This window comes from Streptomyces sp. R-07 (assembly GCF_049913175.1).
Classification (GTDB): Bacteria; Actinomycetota; Actinomycetes; order Streptomycetales; family Streptomycetaceae; genus Streptomyces.
This window is the reverse complement of record NZ_CP183978.1, coordinates 728054-754967: the sequence shown is the minus strand read 5'-3', so window position 1 is coordinate 754967 and position 26914 is coordinate 728054. Positions and strand designations below refer to the sequence as shown.

The window sequence follows — 26914 nt, the reverse complement described above, 5'->3', positions numbered from 1 at the left end:
TCGCCGAGCGCTGAACCCGATGCCGGATCCGACCCGTCGTCAGCTCTGCTTCGAACGCGCGTAGTTGACGAGGAAGTGCGCCTCGGCGACCGAGAGCCGCTCCAGCTCCTCCGGCGAGACGGACTCGTTCGGCGCGTGGATCTGCGCCTCCGGCTCGCTCAGACCGATCAGCAGGATCTCCGACTCCGGGTAGAGCGAGGCCAGCGTGTTGCACAGCGGGATCGAGCCGCCCATGCCCGCCGTCTGCATCTCCTCACCGGGGTACGCGATCCGCATCGCCTCGGCCATCGACGCGTACGCCGGGCTGGACGTGTCCGCCTGGAACGGCTGGCCCTGGCCGACCTGCTCCAGGGACACCCGGGCGTCCCACGGCGTGTGCTTCTCGATGTGCGCGAAGAGCAGCTTCGTCACCTCGGCGGAGTCCTCGCCCGGCGGCACCCGCAGGCTGATCTGCGCGCGCGCCGACTTCGGCACCGACGGGGTCGCGCCGGCCACCGGGTGGGCGTCGATGCCGATGACCGTGACCGCGGGACGCGCCCAGATCCGGTCGGCGACCGTGCCGGCACCCGGCAGGGACACGCCCGAGAGCACCTTGGCGTCCTGACGGAAGTCCTCCTCCGGGTACTGGAGGCCCTCCCACACCTGGTCGGCCGCGAGGCCGTCGATGACGGTGGAGCCGTCCGGGCCCCGCAGCGAGTCCAGTACGCGGATCAGCGCGGCCAGCGCGTCGGGCGCGGCGCCGCCGAACTGACCGGAGTGCAGGTTGCCCTCCAGGGTGTCGATCGTGACCCGGATCATCGTCATGCCGCGCAGGGTCGCCGTCACCGTCGGCAGGCCCACGCGGAAGTTGCCCGCGTCGCCGATCACGATGGTGTCGGCCGTGAGCAGCTCGGGGTGCTGCTCCGCGTACCGCTCGAGACCGCCGGTGCCCTGCTCCTCCGAGCCCTCGACGATGACCTTGACGGTCACCGGCACGCCGCCGTTCGCCTTGAGGGCGCGCAGCGCGAGCAGGTGCATGATGAAGCCGCCCTTGCAGTCGGCGGTGCCCCGGCCGTACCAGCGGCCGTCCCGCTCGGTCAGCTCGAACGGCGGGGAGAGCCAGACGGACTCGTCCAGCTTCGGCTGCACGTCGTAGTGCGCGTACAGGAGGACGGTCGGCGCGCCGGCCGGGCCGGGCAGGATGCCGTACACGGCCTGCGAGCCGTCCGGGGTGTCGAGCAGCGCCACGTCCTGGAAGTCCTCGGCGCGCAGGGCGTCCGCGACCCAGTTCGCCGCGGCCTCGCACTCGCTGCGGGGCGCCACGGCCTCGTCCGCCACCGACTCGAAGGCCACCAGCTCCGTGAGCTCGGCCTTGGCCCGGGGCATCAGTGACCGGACGGTCTCGGCGATCGGATTCGAGGTCATGGGCACGCTCCTGATGGGTGCGACGTTACGACGTGGGGAAGGGCGCCCGTCGTATGTCGTGGTACGGCGAACGCAGCGTCGATCCTACGGGCGGGGTCCTGGCTACCGCGCCGTAGGATGCGTCAGGAGCAGACCACCGGTCGGATCAGGAGCAGAAACACACGTGAGCAGCGAGCACGCAGAGAACGCCGGTCCGGAGCACAACGAGCCCGAAGGCGCGGCTCCCGAGGCCGCGCGCACGGAGCCCGAAGGCGCGGATGCCGAGGCCGTCGAGAGTACGGACGCGGAGCCGGCGCACCTGCAGGATGACGCGGCGTCGGACGAGGCATCGGCCCCGGCGGCCGACGAGTCGGCGGACGTCTGGGACGTCGTGGTCGTCGGCGCCGGCCCGGCCGGGGCGTCCGCGGCCTACGCCGCGGCGGTCGCCGGCCGTCGGGTGCTGCTCCTGGAGAAGTCCGAGCTGCCCCGGTACAAGACCTGCGGAGGCGGCATCATCGGCCCCTCGCGCGACTCGCTCCCGCCGGGCTTCGAACTGCCCCTCCAGGACCGCGTCCACGCCGTCACCTTCTCCCTCGACGGCCGCTTCGCCCGCACCCGCCGCTCGCGCCGGATGCTCTTCGGGCTCATCAACCGTCCGGAGTTCGACGCGCAGCTCGTCGAGCACGCGCAGAAGGCCGGCGCCGAACTGCGGACCGGCGCCACGGTGACCCGGGTGGAGCAGCACGGCCCGGCCGTGCCGGACCGGCGGACCGTCGCCGTGGTCCTCGCCGACGGCGAGACCGTCCTGGCGCGCGCGGTCGTCGGTGCCGACGGCAGCGCCAGCCGGATAGGCGCCCACGTGGGGGTGAAGCTCGGCCAGGTCGACCTGGGTCTGGAGGCGGAGATTCCCGTACCGCCGTCCGTGGCCGAGGACTGGAAGGGCCGCGTCCTCATCGACTGGGGCCCGATGCCCGGCAGTTACGGCTGGGTCTTCCCCAAGGGCGACACGCTGACCGTCGGCGTCATCTCGGCGCGCGGCGAGGGCGCCGCCACCAAGCGGTACATGGAGGACTTCGTCGCCCGGCTCGGCCTCGCCGGTTTCGAGCCCACGATCTCCTCCGGCCATCTGACGCGCTGCCGCACCGACGACTCGCCGCTCTCCCGCGGCCGGGTCCTCGTCTGCGGTGACGCGGCCGGTCTCCTGGAGCCGTGGACGCGCGAGGGCATCTCGTACGCGCTGCGCTCGGGGCGGCTCGCGGGCGAGTGGGCGGTGCGGGTCGCCGAGTCGAACGACGCGGTCGACGCGCGGCGCCAGGCCCTGAACTACGCCTTCGCCATCAAGGCGGGGCTCGGTGTCGAGATGGCGGTCGGTCGACGGATGCTCGCCGTCTTCGAGCGCCGGCCGGGGCTGCTGCACGCGACGATAACGGGACTGCGGCCGGCCTGGAACGCCTTCGCCGACATCACCCGCGGTTCGGCCACGCTCGGTGCCATGGTCCGCTCGAACGGCATGGCCCGGCGGGCCCTGGAGCTCCTCGACAAGCGCATGGACACCTCGTCCGGTGTCGGCCCGGCGGGTCGGGGCGTCAGCCCGCGCGAGCGTGCGGCGACCGGGCCGGAGGGTGCGGAAGGCCTGGAGGGCGCGGAAGGCGTGGAGGGTGCGGAAGGTACGGAGGGCACGGAGGGTGCAGCCGGCACGGGGACCCCGGAGGCCCCGGAGAAGGTCTGACGGATCGGTGTGCGCGGCGTGAGGTGAACCGCCGCGGACACCCCCGGTCCACGAGTACGGGCTCCGCCGCCCCGCCGCGTCACGCGGCCGGGGTGGCGGGGCCCGTCGTCGTGATGCGGAAGACGGGGTGCTTCGGCGCGATCGCCCGCAGCTCCGCGTCGGAGGAGTCGGGGCCGACGCCGTCGAAGAAGACGCCGACCTCGGCCTTCCAGCGCTTGAGGTAGGCGCGGAGCAGCGCCGGCTTGTCGTCGTCGCCCACCTCGACGGCGGTGAACTCCTGCATGTGCTTGCCGAGGTGAAGCTGCCCGCCGCCGGCGGCCCGCATGTTGTGGGTCCACTGGACGTGGCCGCGGGGGGCGACGAGGTACTGGGCGCTGTCCACCGTCAGGAGGTTGACGGGGGTGCGGCGCCATTCGCCGCTCTTGCGGCCCCGGACGGCGAGGACACGGGAGCCCCAGACGCTGATGCCGCGGCGGGTCATCCAGGCGACGGCGCGGTTGAAGACGTTCACCGTGAACCAGCCGGGCTTCTTGACGTGGGGGGTGGCGGGGGAGGGGGTGGCGGGCTGAGCGGACATGAGGGCCTCCTGTGGAATCCGGTGGGATCAAACTGTGAGCACTGCTCTCGCTTGAGATCAGTGTGCACGGTTTGGTGCTCACAAGCAAGAGCGGTGCTCTCGTTTCGTTGCAGTGCTCCGAAAGTGGCACACTGCTCTCCATGACGACCGTTCGAGGAGCCCGCGCCCGCGCCCGCATCGAGATCACCGCCGCCATCAAGGACGAGGCCCGCACCCAGCTAGCCGCCGAAGGCGCCGCCAAGCTGTCCCTGCGCGCCGTCGCCCGCGAACTGGGCATGGTGTCCTCCGCGCTCTACCGCTACTTCCCCAGCCGCGACGACCTCCTCACCGCCCTCATCGTCGACGCCTACGACGCCGTCGGCGCCGCCGCCGAAAGGGCGGCCGCCGAGGCCGAGACCGAGCGGCCCCTCGACCGCTGGACCACCGTCTGCCGGGCGGTCCGCGCCTGGGCCGTCGCCCACCCCCACGAGTACGCCCTCATCTACGGCTCCCCCGTCCCCGGCTACACCGCCCCCCAGGACACGATCGTCCCCGCCTCGCGCGTCGGCCTCGTCCTCATCGGCATCGCCCGCCAGGCCCACACCAGCGAGGGTCTCGTCCTTCCGCCGCTGGCGGAAGCCCTGCGCCCCGAAGCCGTCCGCATGAGCGCCGACTTGGTCCCGGACCTCCCCCCGGCCCTCACGGTCGCGCTCGTCGCCGCCTGGTCCCAGCTCTTCGGCCTCATCTCCTTCGAGCTCTTCGGCCAGTTCCACCGCGTCGTCGAGGACCGCGACACCTTCTTCGCGACGGCGGCCCGCCGCCTGGGCCAGGACGTGGGGCTGCTCCCGCGCTGCTGACCCGCCCGCGGCGGCGCCGCCTCCGCGGGACGCCCCGCGGGGTGCGGCGGCCTCGCAGCTACTCCCGCGGGAGTACGGGTGACCACCCCGCCGGGCTGACGTGCGGGCGGGGTGGGCGCGGTTAGCGTGGCCCGTATGGACGCCGGTATGCACGAGGAGCGGCCGGGCGGGCCCCGGCGCGCGCCCTGGGAGTGGGGGGAGCGGGGCGGCGGTGGCCTGCCCTGGCGGTCCACGCTGCTGATCGCCGTCCTCGTCATGGTGGGGACCGGCTTCTCCGCACGGAACCAGCCCGACCGGGAGACGCTCGACGCCCTCGGGCGGGTCCTGCTCCTGCTCGGGGCGGTCCCGCTGCTGTTCCGTCACCGCAGGCCCGTGCCGGTGGTCTTCGCCGTCGCGGCCGTCACCCTCGGCTACCTCGCGGCCGGCTACCCGTACGGCCCGGTCTTCGCCCTGATCGCCGTCGCCTGCTTCGCGGCCGTCGTCCACGGCCACAGGACCGCCGCCCGGTGGGCCATCGGCCTGCTCCTGGTAGGCCATCTGCTGTACTCGCACTGGTTCTACCGGTGGCTGCCCCCGGCCGGTGACGGGCCCGCGCCCTGGGGGCAGGAGCTGCCGGCCGTCGCCTTCGCCGTCGCCGTGCTCGCCGCGTCGGAGGTCGTCCGGGTACGGCGCGAGCAGGGCGCCCAGCAGCGGGCCGAACGGGCCGCCGCCGAGCGGCGCCGCGCGGACGAGGAGCGGCTCCGCATCGCCCGCGAACTCCACGACGTGCTCGCCCACTCGATCTCCGTGATCAACGTGCAGGCGGGCGTCGGTCTGGCCCTCCTGGACTCCGACCCCGAGCAGGCCCGCACCGCGCTGACCACCATCAAGGCAGCCAGCAAGGAGGCGCTCGGCGAGGTGCGGCAGGTCCTCGACACCCTCCGTACCCCCGGCGACGCCCCCCGCGCGCCCGCGCCCGGCCTCGACCGGCTCCCCGAACTCGTCGAGCAGGCCGCCGCCGCGGGCCTCACCGTCAGCGTCTCGACGAGCGGCACCCCCGCCGCCCTGCCGCCCGGCGCCGACCTCGCCGCCTTCCGGATCGTGCAGGAGGCGCTCACCAACGTCGTGCGCCACTCCGGTTCGCGTACCGCCCGGGTACGGATCGGACACGGCTCCGGGCGCCTGGAGCTGACCGTCGACGACGACGGCCCCGCCACCGGTACGGAGGCCGGCGGCAGCGGCAACGGACTCGCCGGAATGCGGGAGCGGGCCGCCGCCCTCGGCGGGACCATCGAGGCGGGCGCCCGCCCGGACGGCGGCTTCCGCGTCCACGCCGTGCTCCCGCTCCGCCCGCGGGAGACGCCGTGACGGGAGGAGACCCGGTGGAAGCCGGCGCCCCCGTGCCGGCCGAAGAACCCCTGACCCGAGGAGAACCGTCCGTGATCCGTGTCCTGCTCGCCGACGACCAGTCGCTGGTACGGGCGGGGTTCCGCGCGCTGCTCGACGCCCAGCCCGACATCGAGGTGGCAGGCGAGGCCGCCGACGGCGACGAGGCGGTGGAACGGGTCCGCGCCCTGCGCCCCGACGTCGTCCTCATGGACATCCGGATGCCCCGGCTCGACGGTCTGGAGGCGACCCGGCGCATCACCGACGACCCGGACCTCGCCGGGGTCCGGGTCGTCATGCTGACCACCTTCGAACTCGACGAGTACGTCTTCGAGGCGATCCGCGCCGGCGCCTCCGGCTTCCTCGTCAAGGACACCGAGCCGGAGGAGCTGCTGAGGGCCGTGCGCGCCGTCGTCCACGGGGACGCGCTGCTCTCCCCGGGTGTCACCCGCCGGCTCATCGAGGAGTTCGCCGCCCGCTCCAAGGCCCCGGGGGCGACGGCCGCGCTCGGCGCGCTGACCGAACGGGAGCGGGAGGTGATGGCCCTGGTGGGGATCGGCCTGTCGAACGAGGAGATCGCCCGCCGTCTGGTCGTGAGCCCGCTCACCGCCAAGACCCATGTGAGCCGCGCCATGGTGAAGCTGGGGGCCCGGGACCGCGCCCAACTCGTCGTCCTCGCCTACGAGTCGGGCCTGGTCCGTCCCGGCTGGCTGGGCTGAGGGGCCCCGGTGCGGGACGCGCCCCGACCCTCGTACCCCTGATCCGGCATCCCCGGTGGCCGCGCCGCTCAGCCCCAGGTGATCGCCGAGGTCTCCCGCCACACCCGGACGAGTTCCTCGTCGCCGGTCAGCGTCACGGCGCCCGCCGGCAGCCGGTTCCACAGGGTCAGGTACAATCGGTCGGCGGGGCCGGTCAGTTCGGTGTCGGCCGGGCCGCTCGCGCCGCCCTCGCCCCGCTCCGTCCGCGGCGGCTCCGTCGGCGACAGGCGCACGGTCCAGACGTCGCCGGTGTCCGTCGCCCGCACCCGCAGGACGCGGGGTTCGGCCGTGCGGACGCGGCTGCGGTCGCGGGCGTGGAAGGCGCCGAGCAGTTCGTCGACGCCGTCGGCGGCGACCGCCGGATCCACCGGCCCCGGACCGCCCGCGAGCGCCGACTCGGCGTCCGCGCGGTGGACGGTCGTCTCGTGCGCCTGCCGCCGCGCCCAGAAGGCCAGCGGCGAGGGCGCCGGGAGGAAGGTCCAGCACTCCAGCGCCTCGGGCGCGGTGCGCAGGGCGTCGACCAGACGCGCGTGCCCCTCGCGGAAGTACGCGAGGAGCTCTTCGCCCTCCAGCGTGGTCTCCTCCTCGGGCGGGTGGTACGCGCTGCGGGCCTCGGCCACGAGGGTCGTGGCCCAGCGGTGCACCATGGTCGTGTGCCGGAGAAGGTCCCGGACCTGCCACCCGGGGCAGGTCGGCACCTCCGCGTCCGGCCCGGCCTCGGCGGCCGCGTCCGCGAGGCCGCGGCCGGCCGCCTCCAGCGCGTCGATGTACTCCGTGATCTTCAGGGTGTCCCCGGTGTTCTCGTCCATGGGCCGGATTCTGGCAGGCGACGGTCGCCGTGCGCGCGGCGCGGCGGCTCAACTGTCCCGGGACGCTCCCGCGTTGCGCGCCCCGTAGCCCATGGCCGCCGCACCGGCCGCGAGCACGGCGACCGTCGTGAGGGCCACCGGCAGGGAGAACCAGTCGGTGAGGAAGCCGATCGAGGGCGGGCCGAGCAGCATGCCGCCGTAGCCGAGGGTGGAGGCCGTCGCGACCCCGCCGGGGCCGGCGACGGCGCCCGCGCGGGCCACGGCGACGGGGAAGATGTTGGCGAGGCCGAGGCCGGTGATCGCGAAGCCGAGGAGCGTGGCCCAGACGCTCGGCGCGAGCGCGCCGAGCAGCATGCCCGCGGCGGCGGTCGCACCGCCCGCGACCAGGGTGCGGGTCTGCCCGAGGCGTTCGAGCAGCGCGGTACCGGAGAGCCGGCCGGCGGTCATGGTCAGCGCGAAGACGGAGTACCCGGCGGCGGCCACCCCCGGATGCGCGTGCAGGTCCTGCGCGAGGTGGAGGGCGCCCCAGTCGGCCAGTGCCCCTTCGCCGTACGCCGTGCAGAGCGCGATCACCCCGAAGACGAGGACCGTACGGCGCGCCCCGGCCGGCCGCGTGCCGGAGGTCCCGGGAGCCGTCGGCGCCGGCAGGGTCTCGGGGAGCACGGGGGAGGGGTGGCGCAGGAGTACGGGACCGGCGGCGGCCGTCAGGGCCAGGCCGAGGACCGTGAGGCCGAGGAGATGGACGGTGGGGGACAGACCGCCGGCGAGCAGTCCGCCGAGGCCGGCGCCGAGCATGCCGCCGAGGCTGAACGCGGCGTGGAAGCTCGGCATCACCGGCCGCCGGAGCGCGGTCACGAGGTCCACGGCCGCGCTGTTCATGGCGACGTTGATCCCGCCGTACGCGGCGCCGAAGACGAGCAGTACGAGTCCGAGCGCCAGCGGGGACCGGGTGAGCGCCGGGAGGGCGACCGAGAGGGAGAGCAGGACGGCGGTGGCGACGGTGACGGCGTGGGAGCCGTACCGGCGGCAGAGCCGGCCGGTCAGCGTCATCGTGATCACGGCGCCGGCGGAGACGCCGAGGAGGGCGAGGCCGAGGTCGCCGGCCGAGGCGCCGGTCTGCTGCTTGACGGCGGGGATGCGGACCACCCAGCCGGCGAACAGGAAGCCGTCGAGGGCGAAGAAGAGGGTCAGGGCGGAGCGGAGGCGGGACAGGGAGCGGGTGGCGGTGTCTCCGCCGGGACCCCCCGATACGGCCGTCCGTACTTTGTTTAGTAGCGGCACAAACTCAGGATAGGGGGCGAGGGGCGGGGGAATCAACCGGGCGGGGGCGGCGTCCCGGTCCGATCATGGGAGACTCACACCCATGAACGGCAAGGCGACGACGACCCGCACACGGCTGGACAGGGGGCGTAACGCGCTCGGCCCCGCGCTGGAACTGGTGCACACCGGCAGGGCGCCGACCCGGGCCGTCCTCACCGCCGAACTCGGCGTCACCCGGGCCACCGCCGGCGCCGTCGCCGCCGAGCTGGAGGCGCTCGGCCTCATCCGCGTCGACTCCAACCCCGGCGCCGCCGCGGGCTCCCAGGGGCGGCCCTCGCACCGCCTCGCCGTCGACGAGAAGGGCCCCGTCGCCCTCGCCGCCCAGGTCCACGCCGACGGTTTCCGCGCCGCGCTCGTCGGGCTCGGCGGCACCATCGTGGCCACCGCCCCCGGCTGCGTCACCGTCTCCGCCGACCCCGCCCAGGTCCTCGGCGCCGTCGTCGACGCGGGCGCCGCGCTCCTCGCGGACAGCGGCCGCCGGTGCGTCGGAGCCGGACTCGCGGCGCCCTCCGCCGTGGCCGAGCCCGAGGGCACGGCGCTGAACCCGCTCCACCTCGCCTGGCCCGCCGGGGCGCCCGTCCGGGAGATCTTCGCCGAGCGGGTGCGGGCCGCCGGCATCGAAGGCCCCGCCTTCACCGGCAACGACGTGAACCTCGCCGCCCTCGCCGAGCACCGCCACGGCGCCGGGCGTGGCGCCCGGGACCTGCTCTGCGTCGCCACCGGCCACCGGGGTGTCGGCGGCGCGCTCGTCCTCGACGGGCGCCTGCACACGGGGAGTTCGGGCCTCGCCCTGGAGGTCGGCCATCTGACGGTCAACCCCGAGGGCCGCCCCTGCCACTGCGGCAGCCGCGGCTGCCTGGACGTCGAGACCGACCCGCTCGCGTTCCTCACGGCCGCGGGCCGGACCCCCGGCCCCGAGGTCTCCCTGCTCCAGCAGTCCCGTGACCTGCTGCGCGCGAGCCCCGACGACCCCGGTGTCCGGGTCGCGGTGGGGGAGCTGATCGACCGCCTGGGCCTGGGCCTCGCCGGCCTCGTGAACATCCTCAACCCGGACCGGATCATCCTCGGCGGACTCCACCGCGAGCTCCTCGACGCCGACCCCGAGCGGCTCCGCGCGGTCGTCGCCGACCGCAGCCTCTGGGGCCGCAGCGGCGGTGTGCCGATCCTCCCCTGCACCCTCGACCACAACAGCCTGGTCGGCGCCGCCGAACTGGCCTGGCAGCCGGTGCTCGACGACCCGCTGGCCGCACTGGGGCGCGAGGCGGCCTGAGTCCCCGTTCCGCCGTGCTCCACGGTCGCCGCGGACGGCCCGATCCGGTCCGCCCGGTCCTCGGTGAACCACGGCGCACCGTCGGGGCCGGGCGCGACGACGGTCGGCCCGCGGGTGGCGTCCAGGGACCTTCGATGAGGGGGGTTGTGGCAGGGTCATTACGGCCGCCTCCGGGCCGTGGAGGGTCCAGGTCGACCGCCATCAGTCCCTGCGGTTGCGGTACTTCGCTGCGGTACGGCCGTGACGACCCACGGGACTCCGCCCCCCGTCAGCCCGTGCTTGAACATGTTCAAATTCTATGCCAGGCTGCGGAACAGTCCTTGATCTCCCGGTCGCGCACGCGACCTGTAGCAGTCGCTGGAGGTGGAGCGTGTTCCGTTCCTGCCGGACCGCGCTGGTCCTCCTTGCCATGGCTCCCGCACTCACGGCCTGCAGCTGGTTCTGGCACCGGCCGCCGCCCGAGGGCGAGTCCGTCGTGCTGAAGCCGGCCGACCTCACGGCCACATGGACCGACGCCGACGGCGGCACCCTGACGCTGAAGCCCGATGGAACCTTCACCGCCACCGACGTATGCGGGGACTGGATGGGCGCCTCGGACTGGAACTGGACAGGACCCCGGTCGGGATCGGGCACATGGAAGGGCGACTCCGGCAAGACAGGGACGGCCGTCCACCGGTCGTTCGACACCAAAGGCCCCAAGGGGGATGACGTGGGAGACGTCCTCAGCGCTCTGCGGCTTGGAAAGACTCTGATGCTCTGGACCCGCGTGGGCGACGAAGACAACGACGATCCCCACTGCATTCTGACCAGAGATCTTTGACAGCTGACGGCGATCAAGATCCGCTTCGACCGTGCCTTCACCAGCGTGGTGAGCAGCGGGCGCCGCCTGGACCCTTGGGCAAGGGCGTATCGGCCGCCCGAAGCCAACGCCCGCAGCCGCTCGATGTCGACGCCCTCGGCGCGCAGCCGCTTCTCCCGGCCTTGGCGGTTGTCCTTGTCAACGGCTGTTCGCCGGTGCCTCGTTCGAGGTGGTGATCGCATCTGGATCGGTCGAACGTCGCGGCGCCGCGGAGCCTGCCGCGGGCTCGGACCTCGTCAGCCACAGGCCGGTGAACACCGCGGTGGCCAAGGTGACGGCGCCGGCCGCGACGAAGGCGCTGTTGATGCCGGCCTCGAAGGAGGCGCCGCCGGACTGCCGGGTGCGGACGATGGCTCCGAGTACCGCCACGCCGAGCACCGCGCCGATCTGCCGGGTGGTGCTGCTGATGCCTGAGGCGAGGCCGCCTTCCTGCGGCCTGACCGCCTGGATGGCGGCTCCCGTCAGTGGAGACAGGGTCAGGGCGAAGCCGATGCCGATGACTCCCAGCCGCCACCACACGTTCCCGTAGCCGGTGTCGGCGTGCACCATGCCGAGCGCCAGCAGTCCCAGGCCGGCCAGGGCCAGGCCGATGGTGACCACGATGCGGAAGCCGTGCCGGGCGGCGAGCCGGCCGGCGTACGGGCTGACGATCACCATGGCGAGGGAGACGGGGAGGGTCTGCAGGCCGGCGCGCAGGATCGAGCTGCCCTGGACGTACACGAAGAACTGGGAGAAGAAGAACGACGAACCCATGAGCGCGAACCCCACCACGACCATGGCGGAGTTGGACACGGTGAACAGGCGCTGCCGGAACAGCCCCAGCGGCAGCATCGGGGTGGAATGACGCGCTTCGACGGCGGCGAAGGCGGCGAGGAGGATCACCGCGGCGGTGAAGCTGCCCAGGATCAGCGGCGATGTCCAGCCGCGGGCACCACCCTCGATCAGCCCGTAGGTCAGCGCCCCCACCCCCAGAACGGACAGCGTCGTCCCCGGGATGTCGATCGCGGGGGCGCTCGGATTGCGGGACTCGCCGAGGTGTCGCAGGCCGACCAGCAGCAGGACCACGCCGATGGGCAGATTGACCAGGAAGATGGCGGGCCAGCCGAAGGCTTCCGTCAGCACGCCGCCGGCGACGGGGCCTGCGGCCAGACCGATTCCGCTGAGTCCGGCCCACAGCCCGATCGCCCTGATCCGTTCTTGCGGCACGGGATAGGCGGCGGCGAGCAGGGCCAGCGAGGCAGGGCTCAGCGCAGCGGCCCCGATGCCCTGCAGCACCCGGCCGACGACCAGCCAGCCGACCGAGGGGGCGAGGCTGCACAGCACCGACGCGGCGGTGAACACCACCACGCCGGTCAGGTACACCCGCTTGCGGCCGAACCGGTCGGCGAAGATGCCGCCGGACAGCAGCAGCATGGCGACCAGCAGCACGTACGCGTCGACGATCCACTGCAGACCGGTCAGCTGAGTGTGCAGCCGGTGCTGCATGTCGGGCAGTGCCGCTCCGACGATCGTGTTGTCGAGCAGGACCATGAACTGGCCCAGACAGGTCACCGTGAGCAGCACGACCCGGTGCGATCGACTGCCTACGGTCGCATGCGATGCAGTCATGGGGATTCCCCTCAATCGGTCATTGCGCCCGGCCGCGGTCGACGTGGGTGGCGATACACCTGAGCGCTCTAAAGCAGTCGGCGACTGCGTTAGGTGACTGTAAGGAGGCTCGCCCGCAAACGCAAGTCACGACTGCGTTAAGGTGGGGGCATGAACGAGCGACAGCGAGCCCGACGGCCCGGCGGGCGCAGCGCCCGCGTCGCCGCGGAGGTGCACCAGGCCGTGACCGACCTGATCAGCGAGCGCGGCTACGGCAACTTCACCGTCGGCGAGGTCGCGGCCCGCGCGGGCGTGGCCGACAGCAGCATCTACCGCCGGTGGGGCAGCCTGGAAACCCTGCTCACCGAGGTGGCGCTCGCCCGCCTCAACGCGCAGTCGCCGATGCCCGACACCGGGAGCCTGGCCGGCGACCTGCGTACGTACGCGGCCAACGTGGCCCGCGAGATCACCGGACCCGACGGTCTGGCGGTGGTGCGCCTGGCCGTGGCCCTGTCGAGCGGCGGTCAGCAGGGCCTGCAGGCTGGTGACGACCTCCGCGCCGAACGCATGCGGCAACTGCAGTCCATGCTCGATCGCGCCCGCGAACGTGGCGAGCCCGCACCCGACGCGCTCGGCGTGCTGGACCACATCCTGGCCCCGATGTACATCCGCGTCCTGTTCGGCATGGGCCCGCTCACCCCGGAGTACATCGACGGGCTGGTCGACCGATTGCTGTGACCTCGACCCGGTCCCCGGGTTCACCCCTCGGACACGGTGCCCCGGGTGGCGTCCGGACCCGGGGAGATCGTCCCCGCCATGCGCGAGGCGCTCGCGAGGGAGCGCGGCCGGCGGGTCATTCCCCCGGGTCGGGACGCCCCTCCGCCAGCGCGGCCAGCCGGTCCAGGGCCATGCGCGTGCCGGTCTCGTTCTCGGTGGCCGGAACGGCGTCCGGCACCCCCTCGTGGACGACCTGGACCTCGGTCCCGCCCTCGATCGCCGTCAGCGTCGTCGTGAGGATCATGGTCCCGTGCAGCGAGGGGTCCGGCGACTCGAACTCGATGCTCTCGACGACCCGTTCGTACGGCACGAGCTCCAGGAAGGTGCCGTGGTACGTGTCCGTGCGGGCCCCCGACTTCCCGGCGCCGTCGGGCGACCCGTACCGCAGCGACACCCGGAAGGCGCCCCCTTCACGTGCCTCGAAGGTGTGCACCCGGCAGGTCATTCCGTACGGAACCCGCCAGCGGGCCACGGCGTCCGGATCGAGGAGCGACCGGTAGACGACCGAGGCCGGGGCGTCGATGTGGCGCGATACGCGCGTGGTGTACACGCCTTCCAGGCTAGGCGCGGGGGCCGTCAGGCGGCACCTCATGGGCGTCCGGGCGCGGGTGGGGCCGAAAGGTGGTGCGCGGGGAGACGGGACGACGTACCGTTGCGCTTCATGATCACTTCCGAAACCGCAGCCGCATCCGATCTCCCTCCGCGTCTCGGCAGCCTCACCTTCCACGGACCCCTCTCCGAGGCCCGCGCCACCCGCATGATCGAGCGCCTCGCCGCCGCCGCGCCCGCCGACGTGCTCGACATCGGCTGCGGCTGGGGCGAGTTGCTCCTCCGCGTCCTGGAGGCGGCCCCCGCCGCCAAGGGCGCCGGTATCGACATCAACGCCGAGGACCTGGCTCGCGGCCGGGCCCTCGCCGAGGAGCGCGGGCTCGCCGACCGCGTCGAGTTCGTCGAGGAGTCGGCGCTCGGCACCGACCGGGGCCCCGTCGACGCGCTCCTCTGTCTCGGGTCCAGCCAGGCGCTCTGCGACCCCGAGCTGCCGTACGACCCGGCCGCGGCCCTGCGCGAGCTGCGCCGGCTCGTCCGGCCCGGCGGGCGGGTCGTCCTCGGTGAGGGCTTCTGGGAGCGCACGCCCACCGAGACGGAGCTCGCCGAGATGTGGCCCGGCGCGAACACCGGCGACCACGTCTCCCTCGGCGCCCTCGTCGACCTCGCCATCGAGGCGGGTTTCCGGCCCGCGTGGATCGAGACGGCGAGCGCGGACGAGTGGGACGAGTTCGAGTCCGGCTACCGGTACGACACCGAGGTCTGGCTCGCCGCCCACCCCGACCACCCGCTCGCCGCCGAGACGCGCGAGCGCGTCGACCGGCAGCGTTCCACCTGGGTGAACGGCTACCGGGGCGTCCTCGGCATCACCTACCTCACCCTCGTCGCCGTCGCCTGATACGACCGGGTCACCACGACCTGGTCATCACTGCCGGGTCACCGCGACCGGGTCACCACTGCCGGCCGGCGCCCAGCGCCGCCCGGCCCGGTGCCGACAGGTGCAGTACCCGGAAGCGCTCGCCCTCGTCGGCGGGCGCCTCCGGGCCCGCCCACAGGGTGAAGGCCAGCAGTTCCCAGTGGCGCGGGTCCACCGCGAGGGCGGAGGCCACCGCCCCGTCCCGTCGCGCCTCGCGCGCGTGCCGCGCCACCGCCTCCGCGACGGCCTCGCCCGGCGGGACCCCCTCCCCGAGCGGAGTCCTGCGGCGCGTCGCGGCACCCGGCGCCGACGCGGCCGCCGGCCCCTCCTCGTACGCGAGGCCCGTCCAGTGCTGCACCACCGGCCGGCCGAAGTCGTTCACGATGCCCTGGAAGCCCGGCCCCCAGAGGAAGGAGTTCATGCCCTCGGGGGAGGCCCACAGATAGAACGGCGCGTACTGGTTCACGGGTGAACCGGCCTCCCGCTCCCGGATCAGATACGCCTTGAGGCCGAGCCCGGGGAAGGCGTCGAGAAGCGAGAGCGTGCGCTCACGTTCCGAGCCCAAGAAGAGCGTGGGCGTCGCTGGGCTTCGGACAACGGCTACGTCGTCCGTAAGGTCTGGGCGGACAACCTGAGCGCCTATACCGACACGGTTAGGCCGGAGTTCGACAAGGCGATTGCGGCGCTCAGGGAGGATGAGGTCCCCGCGCTGTGGTGTTACGCCTGCGACCGCCTCTCGCGAAAGGGAGCGGGTGCAGTGATACCGCTCTTGGACTCGGGGAAGCGAATTGTCTTCGACTACGAACGACTCGACTCCGCTGATCCTCGCGATCGACGGGACATCATCAACCGCGCAGAGGAGGCCCGAGAATATTCGGCATTCCTGTCACACAGGGTCTCCGACACCAAGACTCGGCAACGTAACGAGGGTGCATGGTTGGGCGCCGCTCCATACGGCTATGAGGTCGCCGACGAACTGAGCCGAAAGCTTCGGCACGGTGCGAATTGGCCGACACTGATTGAGATCTTCGAGAAGACGGCTCAGGGGATGTCGGCGCGCTCCATTGCTATGGACTTCAATAGTGCCAAACCGCCTATTCCGTCACCGGATGGGAAGGCATGGGGCGGTTCCACGATCCATCGCATGATCCAGAGCCCCGTGTACGAGGGATGGCAGGCTGTGGCACTCAAGAAAGGCGGCCGTTCCACCCCTTACCGCGACGCCAGCGGGCACAAGATCTCTGTGCTGGCGGACGGAGAGGATCCCGTCCCTCCGGAGTTGGTTAAGAAGGCTCGAATGGCCGTCGCCGGCCACTGGGCTGTCGCGCCGGAGTGCAGGTCCGGCAAGCCCAAGCATCTTCTTTCTGGCCTTCTCCGGTGCGCAAGTTGTGGCGGGGGCGCTGCGATCCACGGGCGCTCCTACCGCTGCTACAACTTCACGGTGGGCAAACCATGCGCGGCCCCTATGTCTGCGATGCGCAGCCTCGTCGAGGAGTACGTATACGGCAAGTGGCTGGAGGCCGTCCTACGGGCGGATCTGCGGGACGCCGACCCCCTGATGGTGGCTGTGGCAGAGCGCTGGGTGGCGCTCACCAAGCCCGAGGAGACTACTGCGGAGCACTGACGGCGCGGAGACGGCACTCGAAGCACTCGGCAAGCGCCTGGCGGAGTTCCTGGCGGAGGTGAAGTAGCCAGCCGCCGACCTGAACGGCGCCCGGTCCGCGGAGGAGGCTATCCAGGGTGGTGGTAAGGCTCCTGCGGCGTGAAAGACGCTGAAAGAGATGCTGGGGGCGCTCCGGAACATCCGAGAGGCTCAGCTCGCCATTCTGAGGCCGCTGGGCGACGGTCACCGTCTCCTGGAACTCCGTCAGAAGGGGTACTTCGAAGCGGCCGGTATCGCTCCTGACGGCGTCCCCGGAGACATCCTTCGTGCCATGACGTCGGGGCATTACGACGTCAACCATCTCGTCTACATCGCCGATCTCCCCAACGTGTGGGTGCCGACGAGCTTCGAAGCGCTGGAGGCAGAAGACGTCGTGGACTGCGGCGTACCAGACGACTCCGTCATCGACTACACCCCGCGCGAGCGGATCATCCCCGCGCACCCTGAGCCGGTACGCCACGGCCATGAGCGCGCCCCCGCCCTGACCCTGAAGTAGAGAGGCAACACCCATGAATGAACCCACCCCTGAGCAGCTCGCGGCCGGCGAAGCACATGGACTGACCCCGCTCATGTGCGCGTTCCTGCGCGGCGAGACTGACGAGGAACTCCAGGCGGACGCTGTGGCGTTCCTCGAAGCCTTCGGTACACCCGAACAGCCCGCACCTGTCTACCGCTCCGGCGGTCCCCGCGGAGTCGACGTGGCGAGTTCGGGCGGACGAGGGAGCGTCAGTGCTGGCACCGCCCTCTACCGCGAGCGTCACGGGCTCGACGAGGACGGCAAGAGGCCCGAGAAGAAGCCGGTGCCGACCGGAAACCGCAACCCGTTCGCTGAGAACGGCTACAGCATGGAGCGCTGAGGGGCTCCGCGCCTCGGAGGGGCAACCCTGGGGGCCGCCCCTCCCGAAGGCGTTAGCGCTTGAGGTACTGGAGCACGATAAGGCCAGCACCCGTAACCGCGAGGCACGCGGTCCCCGCCTTGGTGAGGCCATCAAGAACGGTGCCACCAAGTTCGGTGACGACGATAAAGGAAAGAAGGCCAACCACCGCACCGACGAGCATCACGATGATGATGTCGCGAACCGGGTGCGCACAGATAGTGGTGGTGCCGCTGGACGTCACGCTGTTTCCTCCCGAGTGTCACTGACGCGTACTGCATGGAGACATGCCTCACCTGTCGGTGTGGTCTCCAGCTAGGAGCCGACAAGGCAGCTCCTGGGCCTACGCCGCCACGGCGAGGCCAAATACGATCAGTTCGTCCTTTTCGGATTCGGGAAGGGTCAGGTGCGTGTGTAGGTTTCCAGCCGGTACACACGCTCAATAAGCTACAGCACGGCCAACTGCCCGGCAAGTAACCGTTGTTCGGCGACGCAGAGGCTACAGGTAGCAGGGGGGTGACCCCCAACCGGCGGATGCCAAGACCGTACAGGTGCTGGTCCTCTCTGTCTGTACGGGGCTGGGGGATCTGAGCGAGCCTGCGCGGACGCGCCTGGCGCTAGGGCGGGAGACGCCTACACAGCCCCTCCTAGGGGGCACTGAGGGTCGACCCTGCCCCTAAAGCGTGAGGCGGGCGCGGTCAGGCGGCGAGCAGGGCGAGCAGCCCGCGTACGGCGCTGTCGAAGGGCGCCCGCGAACCCGTCGCGCGGGCGAGCACGTACCCGCCCTGCACGGTCGCGAGGACCGTCGCCGCGATCTCGTGCGGATCGAGGGCGACGCTCAACTCGCCGCTGTCCAGGCCCTCCTGGACGACCTCGGCGAGCCTGCCGCGCACCCGGCCGAGCACCTCCTCGACCGGTGCGCGCAGCTCCGGGTCCGCGATCACCTCGGGGTCCATGGTCAGCCGCCCCACCGGGCAGCCGCGCAGGACGTCACGCTCGCGCAGCAGGTACGCCTCGATGCGGGCGTACGCCGAACCCCCGCCGCCCAGCACCGTGTCGGCCGCCGCCCCCAGCTCCTCGGCCGAGCGCCGGATCGCCGCGAGCGCCAGGTCCTGCTTGCCGGCGAAGTGGTGGTACATGCTGCCCTGGCCCGCCCCCGCCGCCTGCTGGACGGCCTTGGGGCTGGTGCCGACGTAGCCCCGCTCCCACAGCAGCTCGCGGGTGGCCTCGATCAGCCGCTCCGAGGTGTTCATGGTCATGACGACACTGTACATACCAGTAGGTACAGAACGGAAGGAGCGTCGACCGGGGCGATGTACTCCCGGTGTCGTACGTCAGGAGCCGCTGCCCGTACGACGACCCGGACCCTCTTCCGGAGGGAGCCTCGAACCACGGACACATCACCGAGGAGCTGAACCCTCATGAACACACTCGCCTACGCGGGCCCCGGCCCGTGGGTCCTCTTCTTCCCCCTCGTCTGGGCCGCCGTCGTCATCGGGATCGTCACCGTCGCCCGCCGCGCAGGCTGGCGCCGGGGCAGGCCGTGGCGCGACGCCGGGCCCGACGAGCGCTCGCCCATCGCCCTGCTCGGCCACCGGTTCGCGGCCGGGGAGATCGACGAGGACGAGTACTGGCGGCGCCTGACCGTCCTGGAGGAGCAGTTCGGCCGCGCCGCGGACCCCAAGGGGCGCCGGACATGACCACCCCCGCCCCGCTCCCCGCCGCCCGGGTCGTCGACGCCGTCAAGGTCTACGGGCGCGGCGACACCGAGGTCAGGGCCCTCGACGGGGTGAGCGTCGGCTTCCCCGCCGGCCGCTTCACCGCCGTCATGGGCCCGTCCGGCTCCGGCAAGTCCACCCTCCTGCACTGCGCCGCCGGACTCGACACCCTCACCTCCGGCGCCGCCCTCGTCGGCGACACCGACCTGTCCACGCTCGACGACCGGCGCCTCACCCTGCTGCGACGCGACCGGATCGGTTTCGTCTTCCAGGCCTTCAACCTGCTGGCGACGCTCACCGTCGCCGAGAACATCACCCTGCCGCTCGACCTCGCGGGCCACGCCGTCGACCGGGAGCGCTTCGACCGGCTCGTCGACACCGTCGGCCTGCGCGACCGCCTCCACCACCGGCCGGGCGAACTCTCCGGCGGACAGCAGCAACGCGTCGCCGTCGCCCGCGCGTTCGCCGGCGAACCCGACGTCGTCTTCGCCGACGAACCCACCGGCAACCTCGACTCGCGCTCCGGCGAGGAGGTCCTCCGCCTGCTCGGCCGTACGGTCCGCGACACCGGGCGTACCGTCGTCATGGTCACCCACGACCCGGTCGCCGCCGCCCACGCCGACGAGGTGATCTTCCTCGCGGACGGGCGGCTCGTCGACCGCATGACCGGCCCCACGGCCGACCGCGTCCTCGACCGCATGAAGGCCTTCGACACGGGAAGCGCGACGCCCGCCACCGGCCTGACGACGGTCCCCGGAGGTGCGCCATGAACACCCCCGCCACCCTGCGGCTCGCCCGCTCCTCGCTGCGCGCGCACCGGCGCCGCTTCCTCGGCACCTTCGTCGCCGTCCTCCTCGGCGTCGCCTTCCTCACCGGCACCCTCGTCATGGGCGACACGCTCCGCGCGAGCTTCGACTCGATGTTCACCGGCGCCACCCGCGGCACCGACGCCGTCGTCCGCAGCGCCGTCACCGTGACCGCCGCCGGCGAGGCCCAGGGCACCCGCGGTCCCGTCGACGCCGCCCTCGCCGAGCGCCTCGCCCGGATCCCCGGAGTCGCCGCCACCGCCCCCCGGATCGAGGGCGCGGGCCAGCTGCTCACCGCCGACGGCACCCCCGTCGGCGGCAAGGGCCCGCCCACCCTCGCCGGCAACTGGATCGAGGACCCCGCCCTCAACCCGTACCGCCTCGCGGAAGGACGCGGGCCGAGCGCCCCCGGCGAGGTCGTCGTCAACCGGGGCGCCGCGAAGACGGCCGGTCTCGCCGTCGGCGACACGACGGTCCTGCGCACCCCCGACCCGGTGAGGGTCACCGTCGTCGGCCTGGCCACCTTCGGCGGCGCCGACGGCATGGGGCAGGTCACCTGGACCGGTCTCACCCGCGCCGACGCCGAGAAGTACCTGACGGCGCGCCCCGGGGAGGCGACGAGCATCGCCGTCCGCGCACGGCCCGGCGTCTCCCAGGAGGAGCTGGTGGCGGCGCTGGGGCCCGCCCTGCCCGACGGCGTCGAGGCGATCACCGGACAGCGGGCCGCCGAGGAGAACACCGAGATGATCTCGGGCCGCTTCCTCGACCTCTTCACCACCTTCCTGCTCGTGTTCAGCGGCGTCGCCGTCCTCGTCTCCGTCTTCACCATCCACAACACCTTCGCCGTCCTCGTCGCCCAGCGGACCCGCGAGAACGCCCTGCTCCGCGCGATCGGCGCCGCCCGCCGCCAGGTCGTCACGGGCACCCTCGCCGAGGCCCTCACCGTCGGACTGCTCGCCTCCCTCGCCGGGCTCCTCGCCGGGATCGGCGTGGCCGCCGGCCTCCAGGCGCTGTTCCCCGCGATCGGCTTCCCGTTCCCCGACGGCGCCCTCGTCGTGACCGGCACCTCGCTCGCGCTCCCGCTCGGCGTCGGGCTCGCGGTCTGCGCCGGTTCGGCGCTCCTGCCGGCCGTACGGGCCGGGCGCACCGCCCCCCTCGCCGCGCTCCGCGAGACGGACCTGGACGGCTCGGGCACCTCCCGCCGCCGCGCGCTGATCGGCGGCGCCCTGCTCGCCACCGCCGTCGGGGCAGTTCTCGCGGGCGTCCTCGGCACCCCGTCGCTGTGGCTCGCCGCGACCGGGGCCGCGCTCGCCGTCGCCGCGTTCGTGGTCCTCGGACCGGTCGCCGCCTCGCTCGCCGTACGGGTCCTCGGCCGCCCGCTGCGCGGCGTCAACCGCGGCCTCGCCCGCCGCAACGCCCTGCGCAGCCCCGGGCGTACGGCGGCGACCGCCACCGCCCTGATGATCGGGGTCGCCGTCGTCACCCTCTTCACGGTCTTCGGCGCCTCCCTCAAGGCCACCATGGACCGCACGGTCGACCGCTCCTTCGCCGGTGACGTGGCGATCGGCGCGCCCTCGTTCGGCGCGGGCGGCAGCGGGCTCAGCCCCCGCCTCGCCCCGGCGGTCGCCGCGCTCCCCGAGGTGGACACCGCCGTGGGCCTGGGGCGCGGTGTCGCGGAGGTGGACGGCCGGGGCCGCGCGCTCACGGTCACCGACCCGGCCGCGCTCGCCCGCACGCTCGACCTGGGGGAGGTACGGGGTTCCCTCGCCGGACTCGGTACGGACGGGCTCGCCGTCGCCGCCGACGAGGCCGCCGACTCCGGTCTCGCGCCCGGCCGGACCGCCGTACTGACGTTCACCGACGGCAGCCGGCACACCTTCACGGTCCGCGCGGTCTACGAACGCTCCGACCTCGCCGGCGACTACCTCGTCACCCGGGCGGCCTGGGCGCCGCACCGCACCCAGGACGCCGACCGCCTCGTCGCCGTGTCCTTCGCGAAGGGGGTCGGCGCCGGGGAAGGCAAGGCCGCCGTGACCGAGGTCGCCGACCGCTACGGTCATCCGGAGGTGCAGACCCGGGAGGAGTACGCGGAGGCCTCGGCGGGCGGCATCGACATGATGCTCACCCTCGTCTACGCGCTCCTCGCGCTCGCGGTCCTGATCGCGCTGCTCGGCATCGCGAACACGCTGACCCTCTCCGTCCACGAACGGACCCGCGAACTCGGCCTGTTGCGGGCCGTCGGGCAGACCCGGGCCCAGCTGAGGGCCATGGTCCGCTGGGAGTCCGTCCTGGTCGCCGCCTTCGGGACGGTCGGCGGGCTCGCGCTCGGCGGCTTCCTCGGCTGGGTCCTCGTGCGCGCCTCGGGCGGCTCCGGCGACAGCGCCCTCGCGTTCGCCGTACCGGCGGTGCGGCTCGCGGCCGTCGCCCTGGTCGGTCTGGTGGCGGGGGCCGTCGCGGCCTGGCGCCCCGCCCGCCGGGCGGCCCGCCTGGAGATCCTCCGGGCGATCGCCACGGAGTGACGCCCCGTCGGGGTTCCTCAGCCCGCCCGGCCCGCCAGGACCGGGCGGGCCACCGACGGAGCGGGGACCGGCTCGGCCGGGGCGCTGAGCGGCACGCCGGGGAGCCGGCTGTAGCCGACGCCCGCGAGCAGGCCCTCGGTCGTGGCGGCGTACACGGCGCGCGCGCACTCCTCCACGGGGTCGCCGACGGGCGGCGCCGTGAGGGTGAACCACACGACCTTGCCGTCGACACCGCACGGGCGGATGCCCCAGCTCTCGCTGACCGCCCCGACGATGCCGAGACCCCGGCCGGAGGTGGCGAGCGCGTCGAGGTCGTCCAGGGGCCCGAGCGCATCCGCACGCCGGACTTCCGGCAGCCGGGGATCGTGGTCCCGGACCGAGACGGTGAGCCGGTCGAGCAGCAGCTCGATCTCGACCCTGCAGTCCTTGTCCGGCTGGGCGTGACGGTGCACGTTCGTCAGCAGCTCGGTCACGCCGAGGACGGCCTGGTCCACCAGGGCGTCCAACTGCCAATGTCGAAGGTGCGCGGAGATGATGCGGCGGACCTGTCCGATCCGCGACGGCAGGGCCTGAAGCTCCACCGCGTAGTACCTGCTCGGCTCGCTGATCACGGCTGCGACTCCCCGAAGTGGTCCGGAAGAAGACGAAGATTCGGATCTGTCTCTGCGGTACAGAAGATTTCTGCGCTGCAGAAGATTGCTGCGGTACAGAAGGGGCGGTGACCTGATCGCAGCGTCACCACCGCTGAACCCTCAGTGAGGTGGGTTCCAGCCTGGACCAGCCGTGACCGCCCCGCAACTCGCCGCGAGCCGTCGCAGCTCAGGGCCTCCGTGCCGCCCGCTTGAGCGCGTCGAGGAAACGTCCCGACGTCTCCGCCTTGCCGTCCTGCAAGGTCAGCCGGTACCGCGTGCCGTTCACGGTCGCCACCGTCTCGTCCGCCTTCGCGAACCACGGCCGTCCCGCCCGTACCGCCGTCACCGGCGCGCTGTCGATCTCGCTGCCGTAACTCGTCAGGAGCGCGAGGCGTCCGTCCTCGATCCGCACCTCGCCCGCGCGCGTCAGCGAACGCGGCCAGCGTGCGATCCGTACACCCCTGGCGCTGAACTCGGGATCCGCCATGCCGATCCGCCCCTTTCACCCGGTTGCCGTACCCAGTGTGCCGGGCCTTCGCCGCCGGCACCAGTAGCCCTCCGCGAGCCCGTCCACAAGGCAGGCCTATGGATCGTCAAAGGGAACGTTTGCCCAGGTGAGAGCGGTATTGTCGGCGGTGGGGGACCCCTGAGGCGAGACATGAGGAGAGGGACGGATGAGCACCACCCACGAGACCGCGGCCGCCGCTGTGGCCACCGTCGACGTCGACCGCACCGACCCGGCGTACCGGTCCTGGCTGAAGGAGGCCGTGCGCAAGGTCCAGGCCGACGCCAACCGCTCCGCCGACACCCACCTGCTGCGCTTCCCCCTTCCCGAGAAGTGGGGCATCGACCTCTACCTCAAGGACGAGTCCACCCACCCCACCGGCAGCCTCAAGCACCGCCTCGCCCGCTCCCTCTTCCTCTACGGCCTCTGCAACGGCTGGATCCGCCCCGGCAAGCCCGTGATCGAGGCCTCCAGCGGCTCGACCGCCGTCTCCGAGGCGTACTTCGCGAAGCTCATCGGCGTCCCCTTCATCGCCGTCATGCCCCGCACGACCAGCCCGGAGAAGTGCCGGCTCATCGAGTTCCACGGCGGGCAGTGCCACTTCGTCGACGACTCGCGCACCATGTACGAGGAGGCCGCCGCCCTCGCCGAGCGCACCGGCGGCCACTACATGGACCAGTTCACCTACGCGGAGCGGGCCACCGACTGGCGCGGCAACAACAACATCGCCGAGTCGATGTACCAGCAGCTGAAGCTGGAGCGGTACCCGGAGCCCGCCTGGATCGTGGCCACCGCCGGCACCGGCGGCACCTCGGCGACCATCGCCCGCTACGTCCACTACATGCAGCACGACACCCGGATCTGTGTCGCCGACCCCGAGAACTCCTGTTTCTTCGACGGCTGGACGCACCACGACCCGAACGCCACCGCCGACTGCGGCTCCCGCATCGAGGGCATCGGCCGCCCCCGCATGGAGCCGAGCTTCGTGCCCGGGGCCGTCGACCGCATGATGAAGGTCCCCGACGCGGCCAGCGTCGCCGCCGTCCGCGCCCTGGAGACCGCCATCGGCCGCAAGGCGGGCGGCTCCACCGGCACCGGCCTGTGGAGCGCCTTCAAGATCGTGGCCGAGATGGTCGCCCACGACCGCACCGGCAGCGTCGTCACCCTGATCTGCGACGGGGGCGAGCGCTACCTCGACAAGTACTACTCCGACGACTGGCTGGCCGCCCAGGGCCTGGACATCGCCCCGTACACCGCCGCTATCGAACGCTTCCTGGAGACGGGGGCCTGGCCGGAGTGAGCCGCCGGTCCAGCCGGCGCGCCGCGTCCCGGAAGGACAGCCCCACGCCCGGCGCCGCGAGGCGCAGCGCGAGCCGGAACGGGGCGGCGCCGTCGGCGGCCATGGTCCACCGCAGACGGGTGCCGGGCCCGGCGGGGGAGAGGACCCACTCCTCCGCCATGGCCGTCACGCCGGGGGCGTTCGTCGCGTCCACCCGGTACGCGTAGCGCAGGTCGGGCTCGGAGGCCAGGATCGTCTCGTCGAAGGCGATCCCGCCCCGCAGCCGGATCGCCCGGCCCGCGCCGTCGCCCGTCGGGACGGCGGAGGTGACGGCGGTGAACCAGGACGGCAGGCTCCCCACCTCCACGGCCACCGACCGGTAGACGACCGACGGGGGCGCGGCCAGGTTCGCGGTGAAGACCAGGCGGACGGGTGCGGACGCGGTGAAGTCGAGCTCCACCGGCCTCAGTCGACGTGCCATGGACCCTCCCGGGGTACGCGAGCGGATTCAGCACCCTAACTGACGTACTGTCAGTAGCACAGAGCCCCTGCGCGGCCAATCGCCCGCGCCTCCCCGTGTGGGCAATCGTCCCGCTGGGGCGGGACGGGTGGGCACACGGGACGGCGCCCTCGGCGGCGCCTCCGCCTTCTGCGCCTGGACCGCACCACGATGCGCGCCGTACCCGCGGTGCGGGTTCAGGCGCGGGAGCCTGGGCCCGGAACGGGGCGCCGTCCGTCGTGCCCACCCGTTCCGCACCTTGCGGAACGTATGCCCACGACGGGGGTGGCGGGGGTGCCGCCTCAGCGGACGTGCCCACAACGGGGTGGGCGGGGGTGCCGAACCGGCGTGGTGGCTGTCCGCGGCGGGGGCTCAGTGGCGTAGCAGGCCGTCCAGTGCTCGGCCGAACAGGGTCCGGCCCGCCCGCGTGAGCAAAGGGTCGAAGGCCCTCGGGACGCCCCGTACCGAGAGCTCCTCCGTCCACTCCACCCGGCTCCCGCCGCCCCCCGTCCCCGTCACCTCGACCAGCGCCCAACCCCGTACGACCCGGCCGGACTTCTCCAGTCGGCAGGTGCCCGGCCGGCCGGCCGCCGGGGGTTCCCAGCGCACGACCTCCATCGGGTCGTCGAAGGACAGCCGGCCGATGCCCGTCCGGGCGACGAACCGCGTGCCCACCCCGTCGCGCCCCGGCGTCAGGACCCTCGTCCGGGTCAGCGGCACCTGGCGGCCGTGCGCCGGCCAGTCCGTGAGCCGCCGCCACACCTCCTCCGGCGCCAGCGGCACCGTCCGCTCGACCCGGAAGAGGCTCACGCGGGCTCCTCGCCCGCCACCACCACCCCCGGCAGGTGTTCCACGACCTCGGCCCGTACTCCCTCCGGCAGGCCGCGGTCCGTCACCCACGTGTCGACCTCGTCCAGCGCGGCGAAGGAACTCAGTCCCACCGTCCCCCACTTGGTGTGGTCGGCGACCACCACGACCCGCCGCGCCGAGCGCATCAGGCAGGTGTTGGTCTCGGCCTCCGCCAGGTTCGGCGTCGACAGGCCCGCCTCCACCGAGATGCCGTGCACCCCCAGGAACAGCAGGTCGAAGTGGAGCGAGCGGATCGCCCGGTCGGCCACCGGCCCCACCAGTGCGTCGGACGGCGTCCGCACCCCGCCGGTCAGGACGACCGTCGCCGCCCCGCGCCGCGCCTCGCCCCCGCCGCCCGTCTGCTGGGCCTCGTGGAACACGTCGGCGACCCGCACCGAGTTGGTGACCACCGTCAGGTCCGGCACGTCGAGCAGGTGACGGGCGAGCGCGTACGTCGTCGTCCCGCCGGACAGGGCGATCGCCGTGCCCGGCCCGACGAGGGCGGCGGCCGTCCGGGCGATCTCGTCCTTGGCGCTCGGTTCGAGGACCGACTTCGCCTCGAAGCCCGGCTCGTGGGTGCTCGCCTCGACCACCGGGACGGCCCCGCCGTGCACCTTCGCGAGCATGCCCTGCCGGGCCAGCGCGTCCAGGTCGCGGCGGATCGTCATGTCCGAGACGTTGAGACGACGGGTCAGTTCGTTGACCCGTACACCGCCACGCCGCCGTACCTCGTCGAGGATCAGGGCACGCCGCTGCTCCGCGAGGAGGTTCTGGTTGTCAGTCACCGCCGGGGCCGGTCCTTCCGCAGGAGTCAAGGGGATGAGCGTCGGATTCGGT

The 26914-nt window shown here is 73.0% G+C and carries 29 protein-coding genes; 15 read left to right on the top strand and 14 right to left on the bottom strand.

What is annotated here, in order from left to right; all coding sequences use genetic code 11:
• Positions 1-39 precede the first annotated feature (39 nt).
• The gene (locus tag ACN9M0_RS03515) at positions 40-1404 is read right to left on the bottom strand and encodes a dipeptidase (protein ID WP_366035390.1); all 1365 of its coding nucleotides are present in this window, start codon (positions 1402-1404) and stop codon (positions 40-42) included.
• A gap of 163 nt (positions 1405-1567) precedes the next feature.
• Between ACN9M0_RS03515 and ACN9M0_RS03510 the strand changes: the two genes are divergently transcribed.
• Positions 1568-3112 (top strand): geranylgeranyl reductase family protein, encoded by a 1545-nt coding sequence (locus tag ACN9M0_RS03510; RefSeq protein WP_426403090.1) that lies wholly within the window; start codon positions 1568-1570, stop codon positions 3110-3112.
• 79 nt (positions 3113-3191) lie between these two features.
• Here ACN9M0_RS03510 and ACN9M0_RS03505 read toward each other — a convergent pair whose 3' ends face one another.
• Complete coding sequence (locus ACN9M0_RS03505) at positions 3192-3689, bottom strand: nitroreductase family deazaflavin-dependent oxidoreductase (protein ID WP_366035389.1); 498 nt, start codon at positions 3687-3689, stop codon at positions 3192-3194.
• 140 nt (positions 3690-3829) lie between these two features.
• Here ACN9M0_RS03505 and ACN9M0_RS03500 point away from each other — a divergent pair, with 140 nt between their 5' ends.
• The 3 genes from ACN9M0_RS03500 (at position 3830) to ACN9M0_RS03490 (ending at position 6609) form a co-directional block, all read left to right on the top strand.
• A complete protein-coding gene (locus ACN9M0_RS03500) occupies positions 3830-4525 on the top strand; it encodes a TetR/AcrR family transcriptional regulator (protein WP_426403089.1) in 696 nt (231 codons plus the stop codon).
• A 135-nt stretch (positions 4526-4660) separates the two neighbouring features.
• A complete protein-coding gene (locus tag ACN9M0_RS03495) occupies positions 4661-5872 on the top strand; it encodes a sensor histidine kinase (RefSeq protein WP_426403088.1) in 1212 nt (403 codons plus the stop codon).
• Between the two features lie 71 nt (positions 5873-5943).
• Positions 5944-6609: a response regulator transcription factor gene (locus tag ACN9M0_RS03490; protein WP_366035387.1), complete on the top strand. Its 666-nt coding sequence runs from the start codon at positions 5944-5946 to the stop codon at positions 6607-6609.
• Between the two features lie 68 nt (positions 6610-6677).
• Here ACN9M0_RS03490 and ACN9M0_RS03485 read toward each other — a convergent pair whose 3' ends face one another.
• A complete protein-coding gene (locus tag ACN9M0_RS03485) occupies positions 6678-7433 on the bottom strand; it encodes a maleylpyruvate isomerase family mycothiol-dependent enzyme (RefSeq protein WP_426405275.1) in 756 nt (251 codons plus the stop codon).
• A gap of 72 nt (positions 7434-7505) precedes the next feature.
• Positions 7506-8738: an MFS transporter gene (locus ACN9M0_RS03480; RefSeq protein WP_366035386.1), complete on the bottom strand. Its 1233-nt coding sequence runs from the start codon at positions 8736-8738 to the stop codon at positions 7506-7508.
• A gap of 82 nt (positions 8739-8820) precedes the next feature.
• On the opposite strand from ACN9M0_RS03480, the gene ACN9M0_RS03475 reads away from it, so the two are divergent.
• Both ACN9M0_RS03475 and ACN9M0_RS03470 read left to right on the top strand, forming a co-directional pair.
• A complete protein-coding gene (locus ACN9M0_RS03475; RefSeq protein WP_366035385.1) occupies positions 8821-10047 on the top strand; it encodes an ROK family protein in 1227 nt (408 codons plus the stop codon).
• 370 nt (positions 10048-10417) lie between these two features.
• Positions 10418-10867, top strand: coding sequence for a hypothetical protein (locus tag ACN9M0_RS03470; RefSeq protein ID WP_426403087.1), 450 nt, complete (start codon positions 10418-10420; stop codon positions 10865-10867).
• A 177-nt stretch (positions 10868-11044) separates the two neighbouring features.
• Here the strand turns inward: ACN9M0_RS03470 and ACN9M0_RS03465 are convergent, their stop codons facing one another.
• Positions 11045-12514, bottom strand: coding sequence for an MFS transporter (locus tag ACN9M0_RS03465; protein ID WP_426403086.1), 1470 nt, complete (start codon positions 12512-12514; stop codon positions 11045-11047).
• A gap of 150 nt (positions 12515-12664) precedes the next feature.
• Here ACN9M0_RS03465 and ACN9M0_RS03460 point away from each other — a divergent pair, with 150 nt between their 5' ends.
• Entirely contained in the window at positions 12665-13231 is a 567-nt protein-coding gene (locus ACN9M0_RS03460; RefSeq protein WP_366035382.1) for a TetR/AcrR family transcriptional regulator, read from the top strand.
• A 115-nt stretch (positions 13232-13346) separates the two neighbouring features.
• Here ACN9M0_RS03460 and ACN9M0_RS03455 read toward each other — a convergent pair whose 3' ends face one another.
• On the bottom strand, positions 13347-13820 hold the full coding sequence (locus ACN9M0_RS03455) for an SRPBCC family protein (protein ID WP_399695576.1): 474 nt from the start codon (positions 13818-13820) through the stop codon (positions 13347-13349).
• A gap of 111 nt (positions 13821-13931) precedes the next feature.
• Here ACN9M0_RS03455 and ACN9M0_RS03450 point away from each other — a divergent pair, with 111 nt between their 5' ends.
• On the top strand, positions 13932-14714 hold the full coding sequence (locus ACN9M0_RS03450; RefSeq protein WP_426403085.1) for an SAM-dependent methyltransferase: 783 nt from the start codon (positions 13932-13934) through the stop codon (positions 14712-14714).
• 52 nt (positions 14715-14766) lie between these two features.
• Here the strand turns inward: ACN9M0_RS03450 and ACN9M0_RS03445 are convergent, their stop codons facing one another.
• Positions 14767-15297, bottom strand: coding sequence for a DUF4865 family protein (locus ACN9M0_RS03445; protein WP_426403084.1), 531 nt, complete (start codon positions 15295-15297; stop codon positions 14767-14769).
• Between ACN9M0_RS03445 and ACN9M0_RS03440 the strand changes: the two genes are divergently transcribed.
• The 3 genes from ACN9M0_RS03440 to ACN9M0_RS03430 all read left to right on the top strand — a co-directional run bounded on the left by ACN9M0_RS03440 (position 15229) and on the right by ACN9M0_RS03430 (position 17252).
• Positions 15229-16356 carry a recombinase family protein gene (locus ACN9M0_RS03440; protein ID WP_426405274.1) on the top strand — a complete coding sequence of 376 codons (1128 nt, stop codon included), beginning with the start codon at positions 15229-15231 and terminating at the stop codon, positions 16354-16356. The two genes, ACN9M0_RS03445 and ACN9M0_RS03440, sit on opposite strands and share 69 nt — an antisense overlap.
• Positions 16357-16666: 310 nt before the next feature.
• On the top strand, positions 16667-16891 hold the full coding sequence (locus ACN9M0_RS03435) for a hypothetical protein (protein ID WP_366035378.1): 225 nt from the start codon (positions 16667-16669) through the stop codon (positions 16889-16891).
• A gap of 13 nt (positions 16892-16904) precedes the next feature.
• The gene (locus tag ACN9M0_RS03430; protein ID WP_426403083.1) at positions 16905-17252 is read left to right on the top strand and encodes a hypothetical protein; all 348 of its coding nucleotides are present in this window, start codon (positions 16905-16907) and stop codon (positions 17250-17252) included.
• A gap of 52 nt (positions 17253-17304) precedes the next feature.
• Here the strand turns inward: ACN9M0_RS03430 and ACN9M0_RS03425 are convergent, their stop codons facing one another.
• Both ACN9M0_RS03425 and ACN9M0_RS03420 read right to left on the bottom strand, forming a co-directional pair.
• Positions 17305-17514 (bottom strand): hypothetical protein, encoded by a 210-nt coding sequence (locus tag ACN9M0_RS03425; RefSeq protein ID WP_030224074.1) that lies wholly within the window; start codon positions 17512-17514, stop codon positions 17305-17307.
• A gap of 454 nt (positions 17515-17968) precedes the next feature.
• Positions 17969-18523, bottom strand: a complete 555-nt coding sequence (locus ACN9M0_RS03420) for a TetR/AcrR family transcriptional regulator (RefSeq protein WP_399695717.1) — start codon at positions 18521-18523, stop codon at positions 17969-17971.
• Between the two features lie 168 nt (positions 18524-18691).
• Between ACN9M0_RS03420 and ACN9M0_RS03415 the strand changes: the two genes are divergently transcribed.
• The 3 genes from ACN9M0_RS03415 to ACN9M0_RS03405 are packed head-to-tail and all read left to right on the top strand — an operon-like array spanning position 18692 to position 22313.
• On the top strand, positions 18692-18970 hold the full coding sequence (locus ACN9M0_RS03415) for an SHOCT domain-containing protein (protein ID WP_366035376.1): 279 nt from the start codon (positions 18692-18694) through the stop codon (positions 18968-18970).
• Positions 18967-19758, top strand: a complete 792-nt coding sequence (locus ACN9M0_RS03410; RefSeq protein WP_426403082.1) for an ABC transporter ATP-binding protein — start codon at positions 18967-18969, stop codon at positions 19756-19758. The genes ACN9M0_RS03415 and ACN9M0_RS03410 overlap by 4 nt, the downstream gene beginning before the upstream one ends.
• Complete coding sequence (locus ACN9M0_RS03405; RefSeq protein ID WP_366035374.1) at positions 19755-22313, top strand: ABC transporter permease; 2559 nt, start codon at positions 19755-19757, stop codon at positions 22311-22313. Before ACN9M0_RS03410 ends, ACN9M0_RS03405 begins: the two co-directional genes overlap by 4 nt.
• 17 nt (positions 22314-22330) lie before the next feature.
• On the opposite strand, the gene ACN9M0_RS03400 is transcribed toward ACN9M0_RS03405, so the two are convergent.
• Together ACN9M0_RS03400 and ACN9M0_RS03395 are read right to left on the bottom strand one after the other, a co-directional pair.
• Entirely contained in the window at positions 22331-22924 is a 594-nt protein-coding gene (locus ACN9M0_RS03400; RefSeq protein WP_366035373.1) for an ATP-binding protein, read from the bottom strand.
• Between the two features lie 208 nt (positions 22925-23132).
• The gene (locus tag ACN9M0_RS03395) at positions 23133-23432 is read right to left on the bottom strand and encodes a hypothetical protein (RefSeq protein ID WP_366035372.1); all 300 of its coding nucleotides are present in this window, start codon (positions 23430-23432) and stop codon (positions 23133-23135) included.
• A 187-nt stretch (positions 23433-23619) separates the two neighbouring features.
• Here ACN9M0_RS03395 and ACN9M0_RS03390 point away from each other — a divergent pair, with 187 nt between their 5' ends.
• Positions 23620-24750 (top strand): PLP-dependent cysteine synthase family protein, encoded by a 1131-nt coding sequence (locus ACN9M0_RS03390; protein WP_399695564.1) that lies wholly within the window; start codon positions 23620-23622, stop codon positions 24748-24750.
• On the opposite strand, the gene ACN9M0_RS03385 is transcribed toward ACN9M0_RS03390, so the two are convergent.
• The 3 genes from ACN9M0_RS03385 to ACN9M0_RS03375 all read right to left on the bottom strand — a co-directional run bounded on the left by ACN9M0_RS03385 (position 24710) and on the right by ACN9M0_RS03375 (position 26862).
• Positions 24710-25210, bottom strand: coding sequence for an SRPBCC family protein (locus tag ACN9M0_RS03385; RefSeq protein ID WP_366035370.1), 501 nt, complete (start codon positions 25208-25210; stop codon positions 24710-24712). The two genes, ACN9M0_RS03390 and ACN9M0_RS03385, sit on opposite strands and share 41 nt — an antisense overlap.
• Positions 25211-25600: 390 nt before the next feature.
• Positions 25601-26038 carry an SRPBCC family protein gene (locus ACN9M0_RS03380; protein ID WP_366035369.1) on the bottom strand — a complete coding sequence of 146 codons (438 nt, stop codon included), beginning with the start codon at positions 26036-26038 and terminating at the stop codon, positions 25601-25603.
• The gene (locus ACN9M0_RS03375; RefSeq protein ID WP_366035368.1) at positions 26035-26862 is read right to left on the bottom strand and encodes a DeoR/GlpR family DNA-binding transcription regulator; all 828 of its coding nucleotides are present in this window, start codon (positions 26860-26862) and stop codon (positions 26035-26037) included. The genes ACN9M0_RS03380 and ACN9M0_RS03375 overlap by 4 nt, the downstream gene beginning before the upstream one ends.
• Between the last annotated feature and the right edge of the window lie 52 nt (positions 26863-26914).

Bases quoted from the DNA above. Each gene is read 5' to 3' on its own strand.
- ACN9M0_RS03415 (WP_366035376.1), top strand. From the start codon at position 18,692: ATGAACACACTCGCCTACGCGGGCCCCGGCCCGTGGGTCCTCTTCTTC.
- ACN9M0_RS03515 (WP_366035390.1), bottom strand. From the start codon at position 1,404: ATGACCTCGAATCCGATCGCCGAGACCGTCCGGTCACTGATGCCCCGG.
- ACN9M0_RS03450 (WP_426403085.1), top strand. From the start codon at position 13,932: ATGATCACTTCCGAAACCGCAGCCGCATCCGATCTCCCTCCGCGTCTC.
- ACN9M0_RS03390 (WP_399695564.1), top strand. From the start codon at position 23,620: ATGAGCACCACCCACGAGACCGCGGCCGCCGCTGTGGCCACCGTCGAC.
- ACN9M0_RS03465 (WP_426403086.1), bottom strand. From the start codon at position 12,514: ATGACTGCATCGCATGCGACCGTAGGCAGTCGATCGCACCGGGTCGTG.
- ACN9M0_RS03420 (WP_399695717.1), bottom strand. From the start codon at position 18,523: ATGAACACCTCGGAGCGGCTGATCGAGGCCACCCGCGAGCTGCTGTGG.
- ACN9M0_RS03410 (WP_426403082.1), top strand. From the start codon at position 18,967: ATGACCACCCCCGCCCCGCTCCCCGCCGCCCGGGTCGTCGACGCCGTC.
- ACN9M0_RS03385 (WP_366035370.1), bottom strand. From the start codon at position 25,210: ATGGCACGTCGACTGAGGCCGGTGGAGCTCGACTTCACCGCGTCCGCA.
- ACN9M0_RS03495 (WP_426403088.1), top strand. From the start codon at position 4,661: ATGGACGCCGGTATGCACGAGGAGCGGCCGGGCGGGCCCCGGCGCGCG.
- ACN9M0_RS03475 (WP_366035385.1), top strand. From the start codon at position 8,821: ATGAACGGCAAGGCGACGACGACCCGCACACGGCTGGACAGGGGGCGT.
- ACN9M0_RS03430 (WP_426403083.1), top strand. From the start codon at position 16,905: ATGAATGAACCCACCCCTGAGCAGCTCGCGGCCGGCGAAGCACATGGA.
- ACN9M0_RS03500 (WP_426403089.1), top strand. From the start codon at position 3,830: ATGACGACCGTTCGAGGAGCCCGCGCCCGCGCCCGCATCGAGATCACC.
- ACN9M0_RS03435 (WP_366035378.1), top strand. From the start codon at position 16,667: ATGACGTCGGGGCATTACGACGTCAACCATCTCGTCTACATCGCCGAT.
- ACN9M0_RS03505 (WP_366035389.1), bottom strand. From the start codon at position 3,689: ATGTCCGCTCAGCCCGCCACCCCCTCCCCCGCCACCCCCCACGTCAAG.
- ACN9M0_RS03405 (WP_366035374.1), top strand. From the start codon at position 19,755: ATGAACACCCCCGCCACCCTGCGGCTCGCCCGCTCCTCGCTGCGCGCG.
- ACN9M0_RS03460 (WP_366035382.1), top strand. From the start codon at position 12,665: ATGAACGAGCGACAGCGAGCCCGACGGCCCGGCGGGCGCAGCGCCCGC.
- ACN9M0_RS03395 (WP_366035372.1), bottom strand. From the start codon at position 23,432: ATGGCGGATCCCGAGTTCAGCGCCAGGGGTGTACGGATCGCACGCTGG.